At 59.4% G+C, this 23,174-nt stretch carries 23 protein-coding genes and 1 pseudogene; 8 read left to right on the top strand and 16 right to left on the bottom strand.

What is annotated here, in order from left to right; genetic code table 11:
* Nucleotides 1–96: 96 nt before the first annotated feature.
* A pseudogene (locus ACQKP4_RS03345) lies at nt 97–177 on the bottom strand (HU family DNA-binding protein); the annotation flags it as partial.
* Between the two features lie 406 nt (nt 178–583).
* Here ACQKP4_RS03345 and yejK point away from each other — a divergent pair.
* Complete coding sequence (gene yejK / locus ACQKP4_RS03340; protein WP_427630386.1) at nt 584–1,588, top strand: nucleoid-associated protein YejK; 1,005 nt, start codon at nt 584–586, stop codon at nt 1,586–1,588.
* Nucleotides 1,588–1,938: a glutaredoxin family protein gene (locus tag ACQKP4_RS03335; RefSeq protein WP_427630385.1), complete on the top strand. Its 351-nt coding sequence runs from the start codon at nt 1,588–1,590 to the stop codon at nt 1,936–1,938. Before yejK ends, ACQKP4_RS03335 begins: the two co-directional genes overlap by 1 nt.
* A gap of 56 nt (nt 1,939–1,994) precedes the next feature.
* Here ACQKP4_RS03335 and ACQKP4_RS03330 read toward each other — a convergent pair whose 3' ends face one another.
* The 9 genes from ACQKP4_RS03330 to ACQKP4_RS03290 all read right to left on the bottom strand — a co-directional run bounded on the left by ACQKP4_RS03330 (nt 1,995) and on the right by ACQKP4_RS03290 (nt 10,342).
* Nucleotides 1,995–2,930, bottom strand: a complete 936-nt coding sequence (locus ACQKP4_RS03330) for a glutathione S-transferase family protein (RefSeq protein ID WP_427630383.1) — start codon at nt 2,928–2,930, stop codon at nt 1,995–1,997.
* An 83-nt stretch (nt 2,931–3,013) separates the two neighbouring features.
* Nucleotides 3,014–3,325 carry a GIY-YIG nuclease family protein gene (locus ACQKP4_RS03325; protein ID WP_427630381.1) on the bottom strand — a complete coding sequence of 104 codons (312 nt, stop codon included), beginning with the start codon at nt 3,323–3,325 and terminating at the stop codon, nt 3,014–3,016.
* A 39-nt stretch (nt 3,326–3,364) separates the two neighbouring features.
* A complete protein-coding gene (locus ACQKP4_RS03320) occupies nt 3,365–3,835 on the bottom strand; it encodes a nuclear transport factor 2 family protein (RefSeq protein ID WP_427630379.1) in 471 nt (156 codons plus the stop codon).
* A 113-nt stretch (nt 3,836–3,948) separates the two neighbouring features.
* Nucleotides 3,949–5,262, bottom strand: a complete 1,314-nt coding sequence (locus tag ACQKP4_RS03315) for a CynX/NimT family MFS transporter (protein ID WP_427630377.1) — start codon at nt 5,260–5,262, stop codon at nt 3,949–3,951.
* On the bottom strand, nt 5,252–5,911 hold the full coding sequence (locus tag ACQKP4_RS03310; RefSeq protein WP_427630376.1) for a FadR/GntR family transcriptional regulator: 660 nt from the start codon (nt 5,909–5,911) through the stop codon (nt 5,252–5,254). The genes ACQKP4_RS03315 and ACQKP4_RS03310 overlap by 11 nt, the downstream gene beginning before the upstream one ends.
* A 268-nt stretch (nt 5,912–6,179) precedes the next feature.
* A complete protein-coding gene (locus ACQKP4_RS03305) occupies nt 6,180–6,944 on the bottom strand; it encodes an amino acid ABC transporter ATP-binding protein (protein WP_427630374.1) in 765 nt (254 codons plus the stop codon).
* 11 nt (nt 6,945–6,955) lie between these two features.
* Complete coding sequence (locus tag ACQKP4_RS03300) at nt 6,956–8,053, bottom strand: amino acid ABC transporter permease (protein WP_427630372.1); 1,098 nt, start codon at nt 8,051–8,053, stop codon at nt 6,956–6,958.
* 10 nt (nt 8,054–8,063) lie between these two features.
* The gene (locus ACQKP4_RS03295; protein WP_427630370.1) at nt 8,064–9,245 is read right to left on the bottom strand and encodes an amino acid ABC transporter permease; all 1,182 of its coding nucleotides are present in this window, start codon (nt 9,243–9,245) and stop codon (nt 8,064–8,066) included.
* Between the two features lie 65 nt (nt 9,246–9,310).
* Nucleotides 9,311–10,342: an amino acid ABC transporter substrate-binding protein gene (locus ACQKP4_RS03290; protein WP_427630368.1), complete on the bottom strand. Its 1,032-nt coding sequence runs from the start codon at nt 10,340–10,342 to the stop codon at nt 9,311–9,313.
* A gap of 466 nt (nt 10,343–10,808) precedes the next feature.
* On the opposite strand from ACQKP4_RS03290, the gene ACQKP4_RS03285 reads away from it, so the two are divergent.
* The 5 genes from ACQKP4_RS03285 to ACQKP4_RS03265 all read left to right on the top strand — a co-directional run bounded on the left by ACQKP4_RS03285 (nt 10,809) and on the right by ACQKP4_RS03265 (nt 16,130).
* Nucleotides 10,809–11,465: an alpha/beta hydrolase gene (locus ACQKP4_RS03285; RefSeq protein ID WP_427630366.1), complete on the top strand. Its 657-nt coding sequence runs from the start codon at nt 10,809–10,811 to the stop codon at nt 11,463–11,465.
* Between the two features lie 96 nt (nt 11,466–11,561).
* Complete coding sequence (gene rhlB, locus ACQKP4_RS03280; RefSeq protein WP_427630364.1) at nt 11,562–13,049, top strand: ATP-dependent RNA helicase RhlB; 1,488 nt, start codon at nt 11,562–11,564, stop codon at nt 13,047–13,049.
* A 128-nt stretch (nt 13,050–13,177) separates the two neighbouring features.
* The gene (locus ACQKP4_RS03275) at nt 13,178–14,125 is read left to right on the top strand and encodes an ornithine cyclodeaminase family protein (RefSeq protein WP_427630363.1); all 948 of its coding nucleotides are present in this window, start codon (nt 13,178–13,180) and stop codon (nt 14,123–14,125) included.
* A 145-nt stretch (nt 14,126–14,270) separates the two neighbouring features.
* The gene (locus ACQKP4_RS03270; RefSeq protein ID WP_427630361.1) at nt 14,271–15,398 is read left to right on the top strand and encodes an NAD(P)/FAD-dependent oxidoreductase; all 1,128 of its coding nucleotides are present in this window, start codon (nt 14,271–14,273) and stop codon (nt 15,396–15,398) included.
* A 90-nt stretch (nt 15,399–15,488) separates the two neighbouring features.
* On the top strand, nt 15,489–16,130 hold the full coding sequence (locus tag ACQKP4_RS03265; protein WP_427630359.1) for a helix-turn-helix transcriptional regulator: 642 nt from the start codon (nt 15,489–15,491) through the stop codon (nt 16,128–16,130).
* A gap of 142 nt (nt 16,131–16,272) precedes the next feature.
* Here the strand turns inward: ACQKP4_RS03265 and ACQKP4_RS03260 are convergent, their stop codons facing one another.
* The 6 genes from ACQKP4_RS03260 to ACQKP4_RS03235 form a co-directional block, all read right to left on the bottom strand.
* Nucleotides 16,273–17,049, bottom strand: coding sequence for an ABC transporter substrate-binding protein (locus ACQKP4_RS03260; protein ID WP_427630357.1), 777 nt, complete (start codon nt 17,047–17,049; stop codon nt 16,273–16,275).
* Nucleotides 17,050–17,334: 285 nt separating this feature from the next.
* On the bottom strand, nt 17,335–17,787 hold the full coding sequence (gene moaE, locus ACQKP4_RS03255; protein ID WP_427630355.1) for a molybdopterin synthase catalytic subunit MoaE: 453 nt from the start codon (nt 17,785–17,787) through the stop codon (nt 17,335–17,337).
* Nucleotides 17,788–17,790: 3 nt separating this feature from the next.
* Nucleotides 17,791–18,033: a molybdopterin converting factor subunit 1 gene (moaD, locus tag ACQKP4_RS03250; RefSeq protein ID WP_427630353.1), complete on the bottom strand. Its 243-nt coding sequence runs from the start codon at nt 18,031–18,033 to the stop codon at nt 17,791–17,793.
* A complete protein-coding gene (gene moaC, locus ACQKP4_RS03245) occupies nt 18,030–18,503 on the bottom strand; it encodes a cyclic pyranopterin monophosphate synthase MoaC (RefSeq protein ID WP_178129077.1) in 474 nt (157 codons plus the stop codon). Before moaC ends, moaD begins: the two co-directional genes overlap by 4 nt.
* A gap of 159 nt (nt 18,504–18,662) precedes the next feature.
* Nucleotides 18,663–20,057, bottom strand: coding sequence for a PhoH family protein (locus ACQKP4_RS03240; RefSeq protein ID WP_427630351.1), 1,395 nt, complete (start codon nt 20,055–20,057; stop codon nt 18,663–18,665).
* A gap of 337 nt (nt 20,058–20,394) precedes the next feature.
* On the bottom strand, nt 20,395–21,519 hold the full coding sequence (locus tag ACQKP4_RS03235) for a polysaccharide deacetylase family protein (RefSeq protein ID WP_427630349.1): 1,125 nt from the start codon (nt 21,517–21,519) through the stop codon (nt 20,395–20,397).
* Between the two features lie 255 nt (nt 21,520–21,774).
* Between ACQKP4_RS03235 and yaaA the strand changes: the two genes are divergently transcribed.
* Complete coding sequence (gene yaaA, locus ACQKP4_RS03230; protein ID WP_427630347.1) at nt 21,775–22,554, top strand: peroxide stress protein YaaA; 780 nt, start codon at nt 21,775–21,777, stop codon at nt 22,552–22,554.
* Nucleotides 22,555–23,174: the final 620 nt, after the last annotated feature.

Raw genomic sequence — 23,174 nt, 5'->3', positions numbered from 1 at the left:
CGGCTGGTCGCGTCGTTTGCCGCTTTAGTGCTGCTCAGCGGCTGCGAGCAAAAAGACCCGCCGCCACTCGACCAGCAGCTCTACGTCTGGCAACGCCAGAGCGTTACGCGCGGTGGTTTTTGGCGCGTCGATAGCTTCAGCGATGTCGGCGATCAGTTGGTCTTTAGTAAGAGCCATGTAGTGTTCCTTCCCTATCAAATTCATATGGATTGCAGAGTGCAGTGTCAGCCATCGAGCCCGATCTTCTGGATCTGGCACCCTCGGCCAATAACCACGGGATCGGGGTTATAGATACCGAAATCAGGGTTTGGTTCGACCTGACAAATGCTGAATGCACGCTTAACGCAGTGACTTCGCGCAAGACCGGGCAAAACTAGCACAGAGAAAGGGAAATATCCGCCTCTTGCTACCCATTTGGTCAGCTTTATTGCTCTAAAACGGGAAAAAACTGCATAAGGACCACCGCACGCCTGCGAATTGCCCTTCGCGACACGCCAAAACCAGTGGTTGCGGTACACTTGGCACTTTTTCGGGAGCCTGCCCTGCTCTCTCCAACCAGCCGCTTCAAACAGCCGAGAAGCCCATGCCGATCCGCCATTGCATCGTCCACCTGATCGACAAAAAACCCGACGGCACGCCCGCAGTTCTCCACGCCCGCGACTCGGAACTGGCCGAGTCGAGCGCGATCGAGAACATGCTTGCCGACCTCAATGAAAGCTACAACGCCAAACAAGGCAAGGCGTGGGGCTTTTTTCATGCCGAGTCCGGTGCGCACCCGTTCAGCGGCTGGCTGAAAGAGTATTTCGACGGCGGCAAGGATTTCACCGCATTCAGCCGTGTGGCGGTGGAACACCTGCAAAAACTGATGGAAGAGTCGAACCTCTCGGTGGGCGGCCACGTGCTGTTCGCGCATTACCAGCAAGGCATGACCGATTACCTGGCGATCGCCCTGCTGCATCACAGTGAAGGCGTTGCGGTGACCGAGCAATTGGACGTGACCCCGTCCCGTCACCTCGACCTGGGCCAATTGCACCTCGCCGCACGGATCAACGTCTCCGAGTGGCAGAACAACAAACAGTCCAAGCAGTACATTTCGTTCATCAAAGGCAAGAACGGGAAAAAAGTCTCGGAGTATTTCCGCGACTTCATCGGTTGCCAGGAAGGCGTCGACGGCCCGGGCGAAACCCGCACTCTGCTCAAGGCGTTCAGCGATTTCGTCGAAAGCGAAGACCTGCCGGAAGAATCCGCCCGCGAGAAAACCAAGACCCTGGTCGATTACGCCAGCAGCCAGGCCAAGCTTGGCGAACCGATGGGCCTCGAAGAGCTCTCGGAGCTGATCGACGAAGAACGGCCGAAAGCCTTCTACGATCACATTCGCAACAAGGATTACGGCCTGTCCCCGGAGATTCCGGCGGATAAGCGCACCTTGAACCAGTTCCGCCGCTTCACCGGGCGCGCCGAGGGGCTGTCCATCAGCTTCGAAGCGCACCTGCTGGGCTCGAAGATCGAATACGACGAAGAAGCCGGCACGCTTATCATCAAGGGCCTGCCGACGCAGCTGACCGATCAGCTGAAGCGACGCAACTGATGCTCAACGGCGTGCTGAAAAAATTCCTGCTGATCCTGCTGGTGGTCGTGGTCTACCAGAACTGGGGCAAGATCGAGCGGGTGTTCAACCCCTCGCAGGTGGTGTCGGAACAGACACAGGCCAAGGCCAACGTGGTGCTTTATGCGACCGACTGGTGCGGCTACTGCAAACTGACCCGGCGCTTTCTCGATCAGAAAGGGATTCCGTACAAGGAATTCGATATCGAGAAAGACGCCGAGGCGCGCAAGGCGTATGAGGCGCTGGGCGGGCGCGGGATTCCGTTGCTCGATGTGAACGGCACATTGATTCGCGGGTATGACCCGGATGAAATCCTCGCCGCATTGAAATAACCCTTCGCCCCACAAAACCTTGTGGTGAGGGGGCTTGCCCCCTCACCACAAGGTCGTTACCTCGCCTCGATCCGGAAGCCGAACCGCGGAAAGTGCACATGCACCACGCCGCCGCGTTCATCCTCGCGACGCACAATCAATTCCTCACGCCCCGCAAACACCAGCTCGCCGGCGACCGGGTCAACCCCATAGTCAGTGGCCGCGATGACTACCTGCTGACCCGCCTTGAACCCGTTAGGCTCATCGAACGGCTCATCCGGCAACGCGGCAGGTGTCGCATTGCGTGCAACCTCCAGCGCTTCCTCGGAGCTCATCTCGCTCGACGCGCCATGACCGAAGCCCATCACCCGACCAAACCACGCCAACACCGCCGGATACGCATCAACCAACGGTGAAGTGACAGGCGTCGCTTTGAGAAACCACAAGCAGTGTGCGAGGGAAAAGTCGGCCACGGAAGGTTCGCCAAACAGGAAATCGCCCTGCTCGCGCTCAAGCTGCAATTGGAGTCGACCCATAATGGTCGGCCATTGATGCCGCGCCTGTTCCGCCGACAGGCGGGTAGCGCTGCCGCCACTGAACAACCCGGCACGATCCGCCAGGAACGCCTTGATCGCTTCCGGCGGCAACGCGCCGAAGCGCACGGCCACCGACTCCGGCTGGAACACCAGACTCACCGCGTGCTGGAACACCACCGAATCAACCCACGCCGCGAAGCTGGCGACGATCATTTCCTGACCTTGCGGAAAAAACGCCGGCTGCGCTTTTTCCTGTTCCAGCCGAAGCGCGATCAGTGCGGTATCGCAATAAATATCGGCGCCGATCTGCAATACCGGCGTCTTGCGATAGCCGCCCGTCAGCGCGGTCAGATCAGGTTTTGGCATCACTGGCGAGATCTTCACCGAGCGCCAGGACAGTCCTTTGAAGCCCAGCAGCAAGCGGGTCTTTTCAGCGAAAGGGGATGTCGGGTAATGATGAAGGATCAACTCGGCCATGCTCGGTTCCATCCACGGATAAGGAGCCCGCAGCTTAGCGCGCAATCGGGGAGCGGCCTACAGACGTGCCGGATGAGAACTTGTCAGTCAGGTCGATAACTGCCCACCAGACACTCCTTGGCGCTTTTCTTGAGCTTTTTGATCAGCCGTTCCTGACGCAGCGCTTCGCTTTTATCTCGACAGATTTCGGTATAGACCAGCGCCACCGCCGGGCTGGAGAGGAAGAACCGCGCGCCCTTGCCGCTTTGGTGAGTGGCGAAGCGGCGCACCGGGTCGTCGCTGATCCCGCAATAGAGCGAACCGTTGGCCGCGCGAACAAGGTAGACGAACCACGGCTTGCTAACGGGCAGCGTCGGTTCGGCGGCAATGACGGAGGATTCGCTCGGGGAGTTCACGTGACGATCAAGGCTTGCGGGAAACAAGCCGCGATCTTATCAGCGACTGGCCTGGAATGCCTTCAGTCCCTTCAACGCTTGCGCGCGCACAGCGTTGCGCACCAGCGGCGTCCAGCCCAGCAGCAAACCTTTGAGACCCAGTGCCTGGCGCGACCACGTCCACAGATCGAAGTGGTCGTGATGCTCGCAAATCTTGCCATCGCGAAAGACGAAGCGAGCCTGAATGTCGTTGACCACGATGTTGCCGGTCTGGCTGAACAAATAGGTCGCCACCCAATGCGCGCCGCCGGTGCGTTCATCGGCGCGCACGTTGTCGAACGTCAGGGAAAAATCCTTGGCCCGAGTGGTGAGCATGCGCCACATGTCGCCGGCATCGCGGCCGCGCAGCTCGCCGAATGCCGGGTCGCTGAACACCACATCGTCGGTGTAGCAGGCGCTCATGGCTTCGGCATCCAGCCGCTGAAAAGCTTGGTAGAACCGGGTGATCAATGCGCTGTGGGCATCGCTCATGGACAGACTCCCTGTACTTGCAAAATGATGTCGAAAGATTTCCTGCACGATAGTCTGCAATGGCGCGCAACACTATCGGCATTCGTAGGCCGAATACCAATAGTGTGCAGGCGTCAGACCTTCTCGCTTTCGACCTGCACGTACAACGAGCGTCCGGCGCCGAGACCGGCGACGATTGCGCCGAGACCGATGACACCGAAGATCCAGCCTACGGCGGTCCAGCCGCCGGTCCAGTCATGTACGATGCCGACCGCGAACGGCCCCATCGAGGCCAGGGTGTAGCCAAACCCTTGGGCCATGCTCGACAGGTTCGCCGCGACATGGGAGTCGCGCGAGCGCAGCACGATCAGCGTCAGCGCCAGGCTGAACGTGCCGCCCTGCCCCAGACCCAGCAGAATCGCCCAGCCCCACAAGCCTTCAATCGGCGCATATAGACAGCCAAACAGGCCGCCGAGGGTCAGCAGCATGACCACCACGATGGCCAGGCGCTGATCCTTGCCGCGAGTAGACAGCCATGGCGCCGCGAGTGAACTGGCCAACTGAACGATCACCGAGCCGGACAACACCAGGCCGGCCTGGGTCGGCGTCAGGCCGCGACCGATCAGGATCGACGGCAACCAGCCGAATACGATGTACGCCAGGGATGATTGCAGGCCCATGTACAACGTCACTTGCCAGGCCAGCGGATCACGCAACAACCCGCGAACCCGGTAGGCGACCCTGTGCGCGCCGTGTTTCTGACCACCCGTTTGCGGCAGCCAGAAGACGGCTGCGACCAGCGCAGGTATTACCCAGAAGCCGAGGCCCAGGGCCCAGCTCTTGTCGAAATATTGACTCAATGGCACGGTCGCGCCCGCGGCCAGCGCCGCGCCCAGGCACAGGGCCATGGTGTAGACGCCGGTCATGGTGCCGGCGTGTTTCGCAAAGTCACGTTTGACGATGCCCGGTAACAACACCCCAATCACACCGATGCTGGCGCCCGCCAGCACACTGCCTGCAAACAAGCCGACCTGGCCCAACGAACTGCGCAAAATGATCCCGCCGGCGAGCAGCAGAAGAATCCCCAACACCACCCGCTCGGCACCGAAACGTCGGGCCAGCAACGGCGCCAGCGGCGCGAACAAGCCGAGGCACAACACCGGTAACGTCGTCAGCAATCCGGCCTCGGCCGCCGACAATCCGAGGCTTTTGGAGACCTCACTGAGCATCGGCGCCATGCTCGACAACGCCGGACGCAGGTTCAGCGCCACCAGAATCAGCCCCAGCAGCAACAGCCAGGGCCGCCCCAGGACCGGGTGACTTTGCTGGACCTGTTCGTCATCGGCCTCGGCATCGATCAGCTGCTCTTCGAGCTCTGCCGAACGTTTGGGTTGCGTGAGGTTTTTGCTGTGGTTGCCGGCCATGGATTTCTCGGTTTCAAGGTTCATTGATCAACTGCCTCGACAGGGCTTTGGCCCGTTCCGGGTCACGCTGTTCGACGGCGTCCAGCAGTTCGATATGCAGATCGAACACTTCCTGGCGCCGCGGATTGATGTTCAGGGTCTGGCGCAACTGCGCGCCGACGATGCTGGAGAAGTAGCGATACAACTCGCTGAGCGAGGGGTTGTGCGCGGCATCGACCAATCGACGATGGAACACCAGGTCGCAGGCGATGTAGCTGTCGAGATCGCCGTGGTAGTGGCTGCCGCTGATGACTAAGGCTTCGCGTAGCTCTTTGAGGTCTTCATCGGTGCGACGCAGCGCGGCCAGGCCAAAGGCTTCGACTTCCAGAATGTGCCGGGTCTCGCGGGCATGTTCCGGAGAGCAGCGCGATAACGCCTTGAGGGTGTCCATCGGATCGACCACCGCGCGCAGATAACTGCCATCGCCCTGGCGGATTTCAATCAACCCCGAAAACGCCAGTACGCGCATCGCTTCACGCACGGTGTTGCGGCTGATGCCCAGCTCGGCGCTGAGCTCAGGCTCGGTGGGCAGGCGCTGACCGACGGCCCAAACGCCTTGGTGAATCCGCAGGCGTAGCTGCTCAAGCGCCTGATCGACCAGGGATCGTTTCACTAATGGAGAAATGTCTGACATGGAATTCGCCCTTTCATCCAATCATAGGATGAATTTTCGGACATCTTAGTCAGCAATGTCCGACAGGGCAACCGTCGGCGGATGGCGCGGTGAACGCGAACGGGTGGTAGCGGGCTTGCTCGCGAAGGCGGCGTGTCAGTTGACTTCAACTTTCGCTGACACGCCGCTTTCGCGAGCAAACCCGCTCCCGCAGTTGTTCTTCATCGTTTAATTGCAGGCAAAAATAAACCCGGAACAGGTCCGGGTTTATTTCAACGCTTGCGCAAGATCAATGCAGGATCTGGCTCAGGAACAGCTTGGTCCGCTCATTCTGCGGGTTGTCGAAGAAGTCGTTCGGCGCAGCCTGTTCGACGATTTCGCCTTTGTCCATGAAGATCACGCGGTTGGCCACGGTGCGGGCGAAGCCCATTTCGTGGGTCACGCACAGCATGGTCATGCCGTCTTCGGCCAGGCCGATCATGGTGTCCAGTACCTCTTTCACCATCTCGGGGTCGAGTGCCGAAGTCGGTTCGTCGAACAGCATGATTTTCGGTTTCATGCACAGTGCACGGGCAATCGCCACACGCTGTTGCTGACCGCCGGACAATTGCCCCGGAAACTTGTGCGCCTGCTCCGGAATGCGTACGCGCTCCAGGTAATGCATGGCGATTTCTTCGGCCTGGCGCTTGGGCATCTTACGCACCCACATCGGCGCCAGCGTGCAGTTCTGCAGAATGGTCAGGTGCGGAAACAGGTTGAAGTGCTGGAACACCATGCCGACTTCACGGCGGACCGTTTCGATCTGCTTGAGGTCGTTGGTCAGTTCCACGCCATCGACCACGATGCGGCCCTGCTGGTGTTCTTCCAGACGATTGAGGCAGCGAATGGTCGTCGACTTGCCGGAACCCGACGGACCGCACAGCACGATACGCTCGCCCTGCTTGACGTTCAGGTTGATGTCTTTGAGCACGTGGAACTGGCCGTACCACTTGTTCACGCCCTGCATCTGGATAATGCCTTCAGGGCTCACAGGCTTTTTGATCGCTTCAGTCATCACAAAAACTCCTAACGCTTGTGGCCAGTGTCCAGCTTGCGTTCCAAATGCATGGAATAGCGGGACATACCAAAACAGAAAATCCAGAACACCAGGGCCGCGAACACATAGCCTTCAGTGGCCATGCCCAACCATTTCGGGTCGGCGGCAGCTTGTTTGACGCTGTTGAGCAGGTCGAACAGGCCGATGATGATCACCAGGCTTGTGTCCTTGAACAGCGCAATGAAGGTGTTGACGATGCCGGGGATTACCAGCTTCAGGGCTTGCGGCAGAATCACCAGGCCCATGCTGCGCCAGTAGCCGAGGCCCATTGCGGCGGCCGCTTCGTACTGACCTTTGGGAATCGCTTGCAGACCACCGCGCACCACTTCGGCCACGTAGGCCGACTGGAACAGGATCACGCCGATCAACGCCCGCAGGAGTTTGTCGAAGTTCATGCCTTCGGGCAGGAACAACGGCAGCATCACCGAGGACATGAACAGCACCGTGATCAACGGCACGCCGCGCCAGAATTCGATGAAGGTCACGCAGACCACTCGAATCGCCGGCATGTTCGAACGACGGCCCAGGGCCAGCACGATGCCCAGCGGCAGCGCACCGGCGATACCGACGGTGGCGATCACCAGGGTCAGCATCAGGCCGCCCCATTGGCTGGTCGCCACGCTGGTCATGCCGAAGACGCCGCCATGCAACAGGAAGTAGGCAACGATCGGGTACACCACCAGGAAGCTCAGCCCATACACCGCTTTGCGATGAAAGCGCGAGATGAACAGTGGCGCCACGCCGATGACCGCCAGCCACACGGTCAGGTCCACGCGCCAGCGCAGCTCCGGCGGGTAGTAGCCGTACATGAACTGGCCAAAACGCTGTTGGATGAACACCCAGCAGGCGCCCTCCTTGGTGCAGTCGGCGCGGGTGGTGCCGACCCAGTTGGCGTCCAGGATCGCCCAGTGCAGCAGCGGCGGAAGCACCAGGTAGATCAGGTAGAACGCGAACAGGGTCAGCAGGGTGTTGATCCAGCTGGAGAACATGTTGGCGCGCATCCATGCCACCGGCCCGAAGACTTTGCTCGGTGGCGGCATGTCAGGTTTGAAAGTATGTATGCTCATGCGCTTTTCCTTACCGCTCGATCAGCGCAATGCGCTTGTTGTACCAGTTCATCAACAGGGAAATGCTGATGCTGATCGCCAGGTACACGCTCATGGTGATGGCAATGACTTCGATCGCCTGCCCGGTCTGGTTCAGCACCGTACCGGCGAACAACGACACCATTTCCGGGTAACCGATACCGGCCGCCAGCGAGGAGTTCTTCACCAGGTTCAGGTATTGGCTGGTCAGCGGCGGAATGATCACGCGCAGGGCTTGCGGGATGATCACCTTGCGCAGAGTCGGGCCGTTGCGCAGCCCGAGCGAGTGCGCCGCCTCGGTCTGGCCGTGGCTGACCGACTTGATGCCCGAACGCACGATCTCGGCGATGAATGCCGCGGTGTACACGGTCAGGGCCAGTGTCAGCGCCAGCAATTCAGGGATCAGTACCCAGCCGCCGACAAAGTTGAAGCCTTGCAACTTGGGCATTTCCCAGTGCAAGGGCGCGCCGAAGATCAGTGCGCACAGTGCCGGGATCACCAGCAACAGCGCCAGGCCGGCCCAGAACTTGTGAAACGGTACGCCGGTCGCTTCGAAGCGCTTGGTCGCCCAGCGGCTCATCAGCACGATGGCGACAATCGCCACCACGACACTGACCACAAACGGCCAGAAACCGTCTGCCGCCAGCGCCGCCGGCATGTTCAAGCCACGGCTGCTGACAAAGAAGGTGTCGCCAAAGTTATGGCTCGCGCGTGGCCCCGGCATGGTCAGGAACACCGCGAAGTACCAGAACAGGATTTGCAGCAGCGGCGGGATGTTGCGGAAGATTTCCACATAGACCGTCGCCAGCTTATTGATGATCCAGTTCTTCGACAGCCGTGATATGCCGACGATAAACCCGAGGATCGTCGCCAGGATCACGCCGATAAAGCTCACCAGCAACGTGTTGAGCAGGCCGATGACAAACACGCGGGTGTAGCTGTCCGCTTCGGTGTAGTCGATCAGGGTTTGAGCGATGCCGAAACCGGCACTGCGCTCCAGAAAGTCGAAACCGGAAGTAATGCCCCGGTGTTGCAGATTGGTTTGCGTATTGTCGAACAGATACCAGCCCATCGCGACGACCGCGACAATCGTGATGATCTGGAATAGCCACGCGCGCACTTTTGGATCGCTGAGGCTGAGCCTCTGCTTTGGTGCGCCGATAGAATTTTGCATGAAGTGCCCCGGATGTAATGGAACAGAACATCACCCGGTGGTTGGCCCACCGGGTGACAGAACCATCAGCGCACTGGTGGTGCGTATTGAATGCCGCCGTTGGTCCACAGCGCGTTCATGCCACGGTCAATTTCCAGCGGAGTGGATTTGCCGAGGTTTTTATCGAAGATTTCGCCGTAGTTACCCACTTGGGAAACGATCTTGACGACCCAGTCCCGTGGCAGTTTCAGGTCTTTGCCGTACTCGCCGTCAGCGCCCAACAGACGAGCAACATCCGGGTTCTTGGTCGACTTGGCTTCTTCAAGCACGTTTTTCGAGGTGATGCCGGCTTCTTCAGCGTTCAGCATTGCGTAGCCAACCCAGCGAACGATCGCCAGCCACTCGTCGTCGCCGTTACGCACGACCGGGCCCAGCGGTTCTTTGGAGATGGTTTCCGGCAGTACCACGTAGTCTTTCGGCGAAGCCAGTTTGCTGCGCTGTGCGTACAGCTGCGACTTGTCGGAAGTCAGCACGTCGCAACGACCGGATTCCAGCGACTTGGCGCTTTCATCGGAGGTGTCGAAAGTGATCGGGGTGTACTTCAGGCCGTTGGCGCGGAAGTAGTCGGACACGTTCAGCTCGGTGGTGGTACCGGCTTGAATGCAGATGGTTGCGCCGTCCAGTTCCTTGGCACTTTTCACGCCCAGCTTGCTGTTGGCCAGGAAGCCCACGCCGTCGTAGTAAGTGATGAAGCCAGGGAATTTCAGGCCCATGCCCGCGTCACGGGAACTGGTCATGGTGGTGTTACGCGACAGAATGTCGATTTCGCCGGACTGCAGCGCGGTGAAGCGCTCTTTGGCGTTCAACTGGCTGAACTTGACCTTGGTCGCGTCGCCGAATACGGCAGCTGCCACAGCGCGGCAGACGTCAGCGTCGATCCCGAGGATCTTGCCAGTGGCGTCCGGAACCGAGAAACCCGGCAGACCGTCACTCACGCCGCACTGTACGAAACCTTTCTTCTGCACTGCATCCAGGGTTGCACCCGCCTGAGCGAACCCGCTGACACCGAGTACTGCGGCTGCAGTCACGATGGCCAGGGTGGATTTCAACATCTTCATTCAAACCTCCAGTTTTGCTCTTGTTGTGTCGGAGCTGAGCCCAGTCGCACCCTTATGAGGCGTAATTGACCCGTGTTGGCTTTTTTTGGGGTCAACCGACGTAGGACCTTCGCTATGAGTCTAGTAGGAGAAAATCCACATCATGGACAACTCACTTCTCACCAATCGGCCGAACGGGCGGTAGCCCTTTCACGTTCGCGAAGCCCGTAGCGGCCACTGGCGAACATCCATCACCGGATTCTTTGCTATCCCGTCCTCAGCAGTACACTGATAGTGTTACCGCAAGGCGCTTGAAGGGTTGCACCTTTTTCCCGTAGCAAAGCCCGTACCAGACCGGTCACCGAGGTGATTAAGCGACAGGTCAATAGCAAAACTTGTAGCCTTGCGACATCTTATTAACTGATCAACCGGCGACGCCCTCAGATCACGCACTTATTGAGAGCGCACGCACAACAATGGAGCAGCCATGACCGAGCCCCTCATTCTTGAACCCGTGAAGCCCGCAGACGCCTGCGTTATATGGCTGCACGGCCTGGGCGCCGACCGCTATGACTTCCTGCCCGTGGCGGAAGCGTTGCAGGAAAACCTGCTGACCACCCGGTTCGTACTGCCCCAGGCGCCGACCTGCGCCGTCACCATCAATGGTGGCTACGAGATGCCGAGCTGGTACGACATATTGGCCATGAACCCGGCGCGCGCGATCAATCGCGAGCAATTGGAAGCGTCGGCGCAAAGGGTCATCGCGCTGATAGAAACCCAGAAAACCAGCGGAATAGACGCCTCGCGTATTTTTCTGGCGGGCTTTTCCCAAGGCGGCGCCGTGGTGTTGCACACCGCGTTTCTGAAGTGGCAGGGGCCGCTGGGTGGCGTACTTGCCCTCTCCACCTATGCACCGACGTTCAGCGATGAACTCGAGCTTTCAGCCAGCCAGCAGCGCACGCCTGTCCTGTCTTTACACGGCCAGTACGATGACGTGGTGCAGAACGCCATGGGTCGCAGCGCCTACGAGCATCTGAAGCAACGTGGTGTCACCGTGACATGGCAGGAATACCCAATGGGCCACGAAGTGTTACCCGAGGAGATTCGTGACATCGGCGTCTGGCTTGGCGAACGCTTGCGCTAATCGACAGGCCGAAGGTAGCCCTTTGATCATCCCACTACGCCGCGCCCGATTCTTGCATTACACTGGCCGGCGTACATTCCTTAATCAATTGATGAGATGACCGTGCTCAAAGCACTCAAGAAAATGTTCGGTAAAAGCGAGACTGAGCAGCTCGCGCCAGTTCCCAGCGCTCCGTCTCACACCCCCAGCCACCGCACCGACGGTAATCAGTCTGGTCGGACCGCGACCGTAGCGGTACCGAAGCACGAGCCGATGACCACACCGGCCACCCCCTCTGACGAGGCCATTGCCTCTGAACAGCCGCGCAGCGAAGCGCCGCAACCGGCAAAACCGCGTCGCGAACCAAAGCCAAAGGCGCCGGTTATTCCCTGGAAACTCGAAGACTTCGCCGTCGAGCCCCAGGAAGGCAAAACCCGTTTCCACGATTTCAAACTTGCCCCGGAACTGATGCACGCCATCCAGGACCTGGGCTTCCCGTATTGCACGCCGATCCAGGCGCAAGTCCTCGGCTTCACCCTCGCGGGCAAAGACGCCATCGGTCGTGCGCAGACCGGCACCGGCAAAACCGCGGCGTTCCTGATTTCGATCATCACGCAACTGCTGCAAACCCCGCCGCCGAAAGAGCGCTACATGGGTGAACCGCGAGCGCTGATCATTGCACCGACGCGTGAACTGGTGGTGCAGATCGCCAAGGACGCCGCCGACCTGACCAAGTACACCGGCCTCAACGTCATGACGTTTGTCGGCGGCATGGACTTCGACAAGCAGCTCAAGCACCTCGAAGCCCGTCACTGCGACATCCTCGTCGCTACCCCTGGCCGTCTGCTCGATTTCAACCAGCGCGGCGACGTGCACCTGGACATGGTTGAAGTGATGGTGCTGGACGAAGCCGACCGTATGCTCGACATGGGTTTCATCCCGCAAGTGCGTCAGATCATTCGCCAGACCCCACCGAAGAACGAGCGTCAGACGCTGCTGTTCTCCGCGACCTTCACTGAAGACGTGATGAACCTCGCCAAGCAATGGACCACCGAGCCGTCGATCGTCGAGATCGAAGCGCAGAACGTGGCCAGCGAAAACGTCGAGCAACACATCTACGCCGTGGCGGGTGCCGACAAATACAAACTGCTCTACAACCTGGTCACCGACAACGGTTGGGAGCGGGTGATGGTATTTGCCAACCGCAAGGATGAAGTGCGCCGCATCGAAGAGCGTCTGGTGCGCGATGGCGTCAACGCCGCGCAATTGTCCGGCGATGTGCCGCAGCACAAACGCATCAAGACCCTGGAAGGTTTCCGCGAAGGCAAGATTCGCGTGCTGGTTGCCACCGATGTGGCCGGTCGCGGCATTCACATCGACGGCATCAGCCACGTGATCAACTTCACCTTGCCGGAAGTGCCGGACGACTACGTGCACCGCATCGGTCGTACCGGTCGGGCGGGCGCCGATGGCGTGTCCATCAGCTTCGCCGGTGAAGATGACTCCTACCAGCTACCGTCCATCGAGGCGCTGCTGGGTCGCAAAATCAGCTGTGAAACACCGCCGACGCATCTACTGCGGCCGGTTGAGCGCAAGCGCCCGTAACCGGGCACTGGCAGAGAAAGGCGCAGCCGGAAACGGACTGCGCTTTTTTTTTTCGCCCCGATGTTGCTCGAAAGATCTAAAAGTCCATAATGGACAAATTAGTTTAATTGCAACTCCGGGAGCCGACCATGTCCAGTACGCCCTACGTGATCACCCAACCTCAAGCGCGCGAGTTGTTGGCACAGGTCGACGTGCCGCAAATCCTGCGCACACTGTTCCGCGACCTGGCGGCTGGACAAGCGGTGCAACCGGCACAGCAACTGGTGGAATTCCCGAAAGGCGCTGGCGACTTCATCAACTACCTCGGCGTACTCGCGCAAGACGGGGTCTACGGGGTGAAAACCTCGCCGTACATCGTGCGCGAACAAGGGCCGCTGGTGACGGCATGGACGCTGTTGATGTCGATGCAAACCGGCCAGCCGCTGCTGCTTTGCGACGCCGGCGAACTGACCACCGCGCGCACCGCCGCCACGACCGCGGTCGCGGTCGACGCACTGGCACCGTTGAACGCGCGGCGCCTGGCGATCATCGGCAGTGGCAAGGTTGCCCAGGCGCACCTCCACTACGTCAAGGCTCTGCGCGACTGGAGCAGCATCACGCTCTACTCGCCGAGCTTGCGCGACAAGCCCCCGCAGGAACTGACCCGACTCAAAGGCCTCGATTCGCGCCTGAGCATCGTCGACAGTCGCGATGCCGCTCTCCAGGACGCCGACGTGATTATGCTGTGCACCTCGTCCGCCGGGCCGGTGATCGATCCGTCGACACTGAGCAAACCGGCGCTGATCACCTCTATCAGCACCAACGCCCCGCGCGCCCACGAAGTGCCGCCGCAGAGCCTCAATGACATGCAGGTTTTCTGCGACTATCGTCTGACCACGCCGGGCTCGGCCGGTGAGATGCTGATCGCCGGCGAACAGCATGGCTGGGACAACAGCGCGATTGTCGGCGACTTGCCCGATCTGCTGAGCGGCAGAGTGCCGCGCCCAGGCTACGACCGTCACGTGTTCTTCCGCTCCATTGGCCTGGGCCTGGAAGACATCGCGCTGGCCAATGCGATCTACCAACTCCAGCACTAACACCACGGCCCCTGTGGGAGCGGGCTTGCTCGCGAAGGCGGTCCGTCAGTTAACGAAGATGCCGACTGATGCACCGCTTTCGCGAGCAAGCCCGCTCCCACAGGGGATTCCACAATTTCCAGATGTGCGCCTTCAGGAGAGACTCATGAGTCAGGCAGACTTCATCATCATCGGCGGCGGGATTGCCGGTGCTTCCACCGGTTTCTGGCTGTCGCAACACGGTCGAGTGATCGTGCTGGAGCGTGAATCGCACCCGGCCTATCACTCCACCGGACGTTCCGCCGCGCTGTACACCGCCGCTTACGGCACGCCGCAGGTTCGGGCACTGACCCAGGCCAGCCGCGATTTCTTCGACGCCCCGCCCGCCGCTTTCTGCGAACATCCGCTGCTGACCCCGCGCGGTGAAATGACTGTCGACTTCACCGGCAACCCGACCGAGCTGAACAATCAATACCTGAGCGCCAAAGCGACGGTGCCACAGATGCAACGGCTCACCGCCGACGAAGCCTGCGCGCGCCTGCCGATCCTGCGCCGGGAGAAAGTCCACGGTGCGATCTACGACCCTACCGCCAGCGACATCGACACCGATGCGCTGCACCAGGGTTATCTGCGCGGTATCCGGCGCAACCAGGGCGCGGTCCATACCGACACGCAAGTGCTGAGCCTGAGCCGTGACGCCGAAGGTGTGTGGCAAGTTCAAACCAGCGGCCAAACCTTCAGTGCGCCGATCATCATCAACGCGGCTGGCGCGTGGGCCGACCATGTCGGCGCGCTGGCCGGTGCCCGACCGCTGGGCCTGCAACCCAAGCGGCGTGCGGCATTTATCTTCGCCGGCCCCGAGGGCGTGGATATCCACCACTGGCCGATGCTGGTCAGCCTCGACGAAACCTTTTACATGAAACCCGACGCCGGCATGTTCCTCGGCTCGCCGGCCAACGCCGACCCGGTCGAGCCGCATGACGTGCAGCCCGAAGAGCTGGACATCGCCATGGGCATCTACCAGATCGAAGAAGCGACCACCCTGACCATCCGCCGTCCGACCCGTACCTGGGCCGGTTTGCGCAGCTTCGTCAGCGACGGTGATTTGCTGTCCGGCTTCGATCCGCAGGTGCCCGGGCTGTTCTGGGTGGCAGCCCAAGGCGGCTACGGCATCCAGACGTCACCGGCCATGGGCCAGGCCAGTGCGGCACTGGTGCGCGGTCAAGCCTTGCCCGAGCAGCTCACCCGCTTTGGCCTCGACGCCGCAATGCTCTCCCCCGCCCGCCTGGGCTGAAGCGCTGCCTCAGGTGACGTGTCGAGCCGATTACGGCACACTTCCAGCGCCCTTTTTGCAGGGCGCTGACGCTGCCTGGAGCTCCATTGTATGAACGCACCTGAAAAAGACTCGGCCCTGGATGATGTTTCCCTGAACAACTACCGCGCGATTGCCGATGCCATCGCCACGCTGTTCTTTCCCCACGCCGAGGTGGTGCTGCATGACTTGCGCACGCAGAGGATCGACTACATCGCCAACAACCTGTCCAAGCGCGAAATCGGCGATGACGCGGCGCTGGAGGACATGCTCAGCGACGACGTCAGCGAAACCAACATCGGGCCGTACGAAAAACTTAATTGGGACGGCCGCAAGATTCGCAGTTTGAGCACCGTGCTGCGCGACGGCGAGGGGCATCCGCTGGCAGTGTTGTGCATCAACCTGAACATCTCGCTGTTCGAAAATGCGAAAGCGGCGCTGGACCTGTTCTTGTCGCCGAGCAAACTGATCCCGCAACCCGACTCACTGTTTCGCGATGACTGGCAGGAGCGCATCAACACCTTCCTGCACGCCTGGCTGCGCGAGCGTCAGTTGAGCCTGAACCTGCTGACGCGCGACCACAAACGCGAGCTGGTGCTGGCGTTGCACGCTGAAGGCGCCTTCAAGGGTAAAAGCGCGTCGAACTACGTGGCCAACGTGCTGAACATGGGGCGGGCGACGGTTTACAAGCATTTGAAGGAATTGAAAGGCTAGGCATTTGCAGGTGTGTTGATTGAGCGGGCCTCTTCGCGAGCAAGTCGAAGCGTCGCACCGCCGCTCCCACATTGGCCCTGCGTACACAGATCCATTGTGGGAGCGAGCTTGCTCCGGGCGGCGTTTCGACCATAGCTATCGATTAGTCACCGTAGATGTCTGACTTGAAGTAGTTCTGCGAGATCTTCTGATATTCGCCATTCGCGCGGATGCCATCGATGGCCGTATTCAGTTGGCGAACCAATTCGGTATTGCCCTTGCGCACCGCAATCCCGGCGCCCTCGCCGACGTACTTCGGATCCTTGAGCTCGGGCCCGACAAATGCGTAGCCCTTGCCGCGCGGCATCGACAGGAAATCACTCAGGGGAATGGTGTCAGCGAAAATGGCGTCGAGGCGACCGGCCGCCAGGTCCATGTAGATTTCTTCATTGTTGCCGTAGCGCTTGACGTTGACGCCCTTCGGCTCGAACACCTCGGTGGCATAACGGTCGGTGGTGGTGGCGCGCTGCACGCCGACGGTTTTGCCTTTGAGGCTGGCGTATTGATCATCGACCACCGCACCGTCCTTCATCACCAGGCGCGAGGAAGTGAAGTAATACTTGTGGCTGAAATCCACCGACTTCTTGCGGTCTTCATTGATGGTCATGGATGACAGCGCCATGTCGATTTTCTTCACTTTCAGTGAAGGAATCAGACCATCGAATTCACCTTCGACCCACACGCACTTGACCTTCATCTGCGCGCACAGGGCATTGCCGATGTCGTAGTCGAAACCGACGATCTCGCCTTTATCGGTTTTCGAGGCGAACGGCGGATAAGCCGCTTCGATACCGATACGCAGGGTTTTCTCAGCGGCAAACACAGTGCTGCACGCCAACAGGCCCAGGGCCAGACCGGTGATGAGGGGGAATTTCTTCATGTTCGTTCTCTCGCGGGTTGTTGTTGGTTTGGCAAGACAGAAGAAAGAGTTGAAACCGGGAAAAGTCTTTTTTGTACTTATAATTCCATACTGGACTTTTACGTATAGATCGTCAATCGGGCAAATGGGTTGCGGCCGACTGATGGTCGGGTTTGTATCAGGGAGTTTTTTTGTGAAGCGGATGGCCCATTCGCGAGCAAGCCCGCTCCCACAGTGGACCTGTGTTCGCAGGATAAATGTGGGAGCGGGCTTGCTCGCGAAGGCGTACTGATGAGCGCGACAGGATTACTGCTTCCAGCGATCCGCCGCCGCATGATCGCTGTCACGCCCTTCCACCCATCGCGGTCCGTCACTGGTGTTTTCTTTCTTCCAGAACGGCGCGCGGGTTTTCAGGTAATCCATGACGAATGCGCACGCATCAAACGCAGCCTGACGGTGAGCGCTGGCGGCGCCGACGAAGACGATTGGCTCACCCGGTTCCAGAGCGCCAATGCGGTGCAGCACTTCGAGCTTGAGCAGCGGCCAACGCTGCTCGGCTTCGATGGCGATTTTGCCGAGGGCCTTTTCGGTCATGCCGGGATAGTGTTCCAGAAACATCCCGGCCACCTCGAGCCCGTCGTTGAAGTCACGCACGTAGCCGACAAAACTCACCACCGCACCGACGCCGACATTGGCAGCGTGCATCGCATTGACTTCAGCACCCGGGTCGAACGCCGTGGACTGCACGCGAATCGCCATCGGTCAGCCCCCGGTCACGGTCGGAAAAAAGGCCACTTCATCGCCATCGCTCAGTGGCTCGTCGAGCTGGCAGAGGTCTTCGTTGCGCGCACACATCAGGTTTTGCTCGCTCAACACCTCGGCGCCCTCGCGCTGTGCCAGCAACGCACGCACGTCATCGACCGTGGCGAAATCACCTTCCACCTTCACCGAATCCACGCCAAGCGCTTCGCGGTAACGGGCAAAAAACTTCACCGTGACGTTCATGGCTGATCCGCCTGGAAGTGACCGCTCTTGCCGCCGATCTTTTCCAGCAGGCGCACGCTTTCGATGGTCATGCCACGGTCCACGGCCTTGCACATGTCGTAGATCGTCAGTGCAGCGACGCTGGCGGCGGTCAACGCTTCCATTTCGACGCCGGTCTGCCCGGACAACTTGCAGCGCGCGACGATGCGCACGGCGTCGTCGCCTTCGGCACTCAGTTCGACTTTGACGCCGGTGAGCATCAGCGGATGGCAGAGCGGGATCAGATCACTGGTTTTCTTCGCCGCTTGAATCCCGGCGATGCGCGCCACGGCGAACACATCCCCCTTGGGGTGACCGCCGCTGACGATCATCTGCAGGGTTTCGGGCAGCATGCGCACCAGCGCTTGGGCCGTCGCTTCACGGAACGTCACGGCTTTTTCGGTGACGTCGACCATATTGGCGCGACCTTGGGAATCGAGATGAGTCAGCACAGGGTTACTCCTGATCAGGAGCGTGGATTGTAAACCTGCGGGTCAATTTTCCGCACGTTTGATTATCGGCCCAGCCGAATCCTCCTGTGGGAACACAGGTTTTTGTGTCGGGCACAAAAAACCGGGCGACTTTGCGGTCGCCCGGTTTTGTGCTGACGGTTACAGATGCGTTTCGGCGTATTCGGCCAGAATCGAACGTGGCACCCCTTGCAGGGTGATGTGTACACCGTTCGGGAAATCCTTGAAGCGTTCGGTCAGGTACGTCAGCCCGGAGCTGGTCGCGGACAGGTAAGGGGTATCGATCTGCGCCAGGTTACCCAGGCACACCACTTTGGAACCGGCGCCGGCACGGGTGATGATGGTTTTCATCTGGTGCGGGGTGAGGTTCTGGCATTCATCGATCAAAATCAGACTCTGCTGAAAGCTGCGACCCCGGATGTAGTTGAGGGATTTGAACTGCAACGGCACTTTGCTGAGGATGTAATCGACGCTGCCATGGGTGTTTTCGTCATCCATGTGCAAGGCTTCGAGGTTGTCGGTGATGGCGCCCAGCCAGGGCTCCATTTTTTCTGCTTCGGTGCCGGGCAGGAAGCCGATTTCCTGGTCCAGGCCCTGCACGCTGCGGGTGGCAATGATGCGGCGATAGCGCTTGCTGACCATGGTCTGCTCGATGGCAGCGGCCAGGGCCAGGATGGTTTTGCCGGAACCGGCCGCACCGGACAGATTGACCAGGTGAATGTCCGGATCGAGCAACGCGTACAGCGCCAGGCTCTGATAGATGTCACGCGGTTTCAGGCCCCAGGCTTCCTGGTGCAACAGGGGTTCCTGGTGCAGGTCGAGAATCAGCAGTTTGTCGCTCTGGATTTCCTTGATCCAGCCGACAAAGCCCTGCTCATCAATGATGAACTCGTTGATGTGCACCGCCGGCAGGTTGTCGATCAGTTGCACCTGGTGCCACGTGCGGCCATGGTCCTGACGGGTTTCGACCTTGCTCACACGGTCCCAGAAGGAGCCGGTCATGTTGTGATAACCGTTGGGCAGCAGCGACACGTCGTCGACCAGTTGGTCGGTGCTGTAATCCTCGGATGCGATCCCGCAGGCCCGGGCCTTGAGCCGCATGTTGATGTCTTTGGTCACCAGCACCAGGCGCAGTTCCTTGTCCCGCGCGTGCAGGTCGATCAACTGGTTGATGATGATGTTGTCGTTCAGGTGTTCGGGAAGAATGATGTTCGGTTCGGCGCGCTTGCTCATCAGAATTGACAGCAAACCCTTGGGCCCACTTTTGCCACGCTGGATCGGCACGCCGAGTTCAACGTCTTCCGGGCTGGCATCGCCCAGCGTCTTGTCGATCAGGCGAATGGCCTGACGGCATTCCGCGGCCACGCTGTGATGCCCGCTCTTGAGCTTGTCCAGCTCCTCAAGCACGGTCATCGGGATCGCGACGTGGTGTTCTTCGAAGTTCAGCAGGGCGTTTGGATCGTGAATCAGTACGTTGGTATCGAGTACATAAAGGATTGGCTGGTTGGAGGAAGAACTACGTCCGTGATCATCCATACTCGGTCACCTTTGTGGGAGCCATTCGACGCAATACCGTGACAGTGCTGCGCCGCGAAGTGACTGCCGAATTCACCTGCGAGGGATCAAGTGAACTGCATCCATAGCGGGGTCTTGGAAGACGCCACCTGTGTTGCAGGTTTCGGCGGTCTGTCTTCGTAATACTCCAAAACGTGTGACAGAAAAAAGCACTTTGACGTTTTTTTGAAGTTTATTTTTCAGAGTGACCAATAGCACTTGGCGGACTGCCATCACCCCGTTAAAGTCGGAAGTCCGCCTGCATCGAAATCCCGCCCAAAACCGCTCCAAACCCAATGATCATTGGGGTTTGCGCGTTTCAGCGAAAACCGTCCTGACAGTCCTCCCAACCGATTCCGCTTTGCGCCGTTTGCGTAATCAGCCAAGGCAGCGCCGTTTTCACCGCGTCCTGCTTCACATTGAAGTTGATCACGCCATGCCGCCACAGCAGCATCAACGTCAGCACCCGCTGCGCGCTCTGATTGCCCTTGAGCTTGCCGGCACCGTCCTGGGCATCGATGTCCCACAACGCCACCTGCAAGCCCTGAGCCTTGAAGAAACCTTGCGCATCCGAACGCCGCTGCCCATCGGGCGGACGAAACAGCGGAACATAATTTTCCGGCAGTTTGCTTTTCACCAGTTCGACGCTGCGTTTGACCGAATCCTGCCAGTCCTGCCAGTGGCTGTGGGAGCGGAACTCCCAGCCTTGCACGCCGATGCATTGCTGCGAGTACATCGCTTGCAGGCTGGCCACCGAGCGCTCGGCCAGCCGTGCCTGAATGTCTTTGCCCAGCACGAAGAACGTGCCGCTCATGTTCGACTTGCGCAGGTAGTCGGCGATCCAGCCGGTGTTGTCCGGGGCGACATTGGCCGCGCTGTCGAAACTCAGCAGAAACAGCCGGTCATGCATCTCCTCGCCATTGCGTTCATAGTCGCCAAAACGATCGACTTCGCTGCTGGTCTGCGGGAACAGCGCGGCCTTGCGCAACTGTTCGTCGAGGTATTGCGCGTGGAACAAACGGCTCGGTTCAGACCACTTGGTGTAATAGCTGTCGTCGCTGACCTGGAATTTGGCGGCCTGCCCGCGCAGGGTTTCCATGTCTTCGACCAGAAAACAGAAGGACGCATCCTGATCGCAGCTTTGCTGGGCAAAGTTGTAATTGGCGAGCAACCGCTGCCACATGCGCTGGCGCAGGCCGTTGACCGACTCCAGATTGATCGTGCGCAAGCCCAGGCGCTGGGCCAGCGCCGGTTCGTCCAGCGATTCGCTGGCCAGCAGCACCCGCGCGAACATGAGGATTTCCGCCCGCGACGCCACATCGAACAGCGTGGGGTTGCTGAGCTGTTCAGGCCAGGTGCCGCGATCAACTGTCGCCATATCGCCGGGCGCCGCCATGGCACCGACGCTCAACAGCCAGACCGATAATAGAAAAACGATACGCAATGGGATGTCTCCATAACAAAACCCGCGCGGCACTATAGCCGATCCGGCACCAGCGCCACGACCTCCTGTGGGAGCGGGCTTGTTCGCGAAAGCGGCGTGTCAGTCGGCCTCTTCGTTAACTGACAGACCGCTTTCGCGAGCAAGCCCGCTCCCACAAGGAGTTGTGGACAGCCACCGATCACCTATGGACTTGATAGCTGGAGTCAGCGAGGACAACCCCCTAGAATCGCGCCCACGATTAAAGGAGACGACTTCATGCTGATGGTGATTTCCCCCGCCAAGACCCTCGATTACGAAACACCGCCGGCGACCCAACGCTTTACCCAGCCGCAGTACCTCGATCATTCCCAGGAACTGATCATGCAGTTGCGCGAGCTGAGCCCGGCGCAGATCAGCGAATTGATGCACGTCTCCGACAAGATCGGCGGGCTCAATGCCGCGCGATTCGGCAGCTGGACGCCCGCGTTCACCCCGGATAATGCCAAGCAAGCGCTGCTGGCCTTTAAAGGTGACGTGTACACCGGCCTCGACGCCCAGACCTTCAGCGAAGCCGATTTCGATTACGCCCAGCAACATTTGCGCATGCTGTCCGGCCTATATGGGTTGCTGCGTCCGCTGGACCTCATGCAACCGTATCGGCTGGAAATGGGCACCAAACTGGCGAATGCCCGTGGCAAGGACCTGTATGCCTTCTGGGGCACGCGTATCAGCGAATGGCTGAACGAAGCCTTGCAGGAACAAGGCGACGACGTGCTGCTGAACCTGGCGTCCAACGAGTACTTCTCGGCGGTCAAACGCAGTGCATTGAACGCGCGCATCATCAATACCGACTTCAAGGACCTGAAGAACGGCCAGTACAAAATCATCAGTTTCTACGCGAAAAAAGCGCGCGGCATGATGAGCCGTTTCGTCATTGAAGAGCGCATCGACAACCCTGCCGACCTCAAGCAATTTGACGTGCAGGGTTATCGCTACAGCGCCGAACAGTCCAAACCGGACCATCTGGTTTTCCTGCGCGATCACGCGCCGCAATAACGCCCCTGACCGGCGCACGGTTTTGAATAACCGGACCGTGCGTCGACGTCTGATCGTCGAACAATTTCCCGCCTTATTCGCCATCTTATTGGCGCCAAAAATATATCACTCTAATTTATGACTATTGTTTCACTCGACTTCTGTCATTTTTTTCAGTAGTGGCACTGACTTTTTTAAACAGTAGTGGCCTATAACTATCGAACTCGGCGATCCCCCTATGTATCAAGGGTGAAACAGCACGTGCCATCAAATTGAAAGCAGTGCCATCTTTGTCAATATTTCAAGAAATTTCAAAATTCGCGATGAGTGGGTCGGAACTATGTCCAAATGCGTAGTTCATACCACCGGTAACGATTCTCACAGCGGTTGTACGAGATAACTTACGCAGACTAGCGATTCACGCAGCGAAGTTGTCACATTAACTTCCGCCCCTGAACCACTTATTTGGGCAGCACATTAAGGACAGGAGATACGCACCATTAATATCCCCTATACGGCCAAGGCTGCGCCCCTATAAACGTGCTCACCTGAGCACCCAACCGCTTGATTTCAAGGAGTTTATCCTGACTTCGAGCGCGCAGTAACTTTGCACAAGCGTCCTTTGACCAGAGGATCGGCTG

The organism is Pseudomonas sp. NPDC086278 (assembly GCF_050280905.1).
GTDB lineage: Bacteria > Pseudomonadota > Gammaproteobacteria > Pseudomonadales > Pseudomonadaceae > Aquipseudomonas.
The sequence above is the reverse complement of the archived record's forward strand: the minus strand, read 5'-3'. Positions and strand labels throughout refer to the sequence as shown.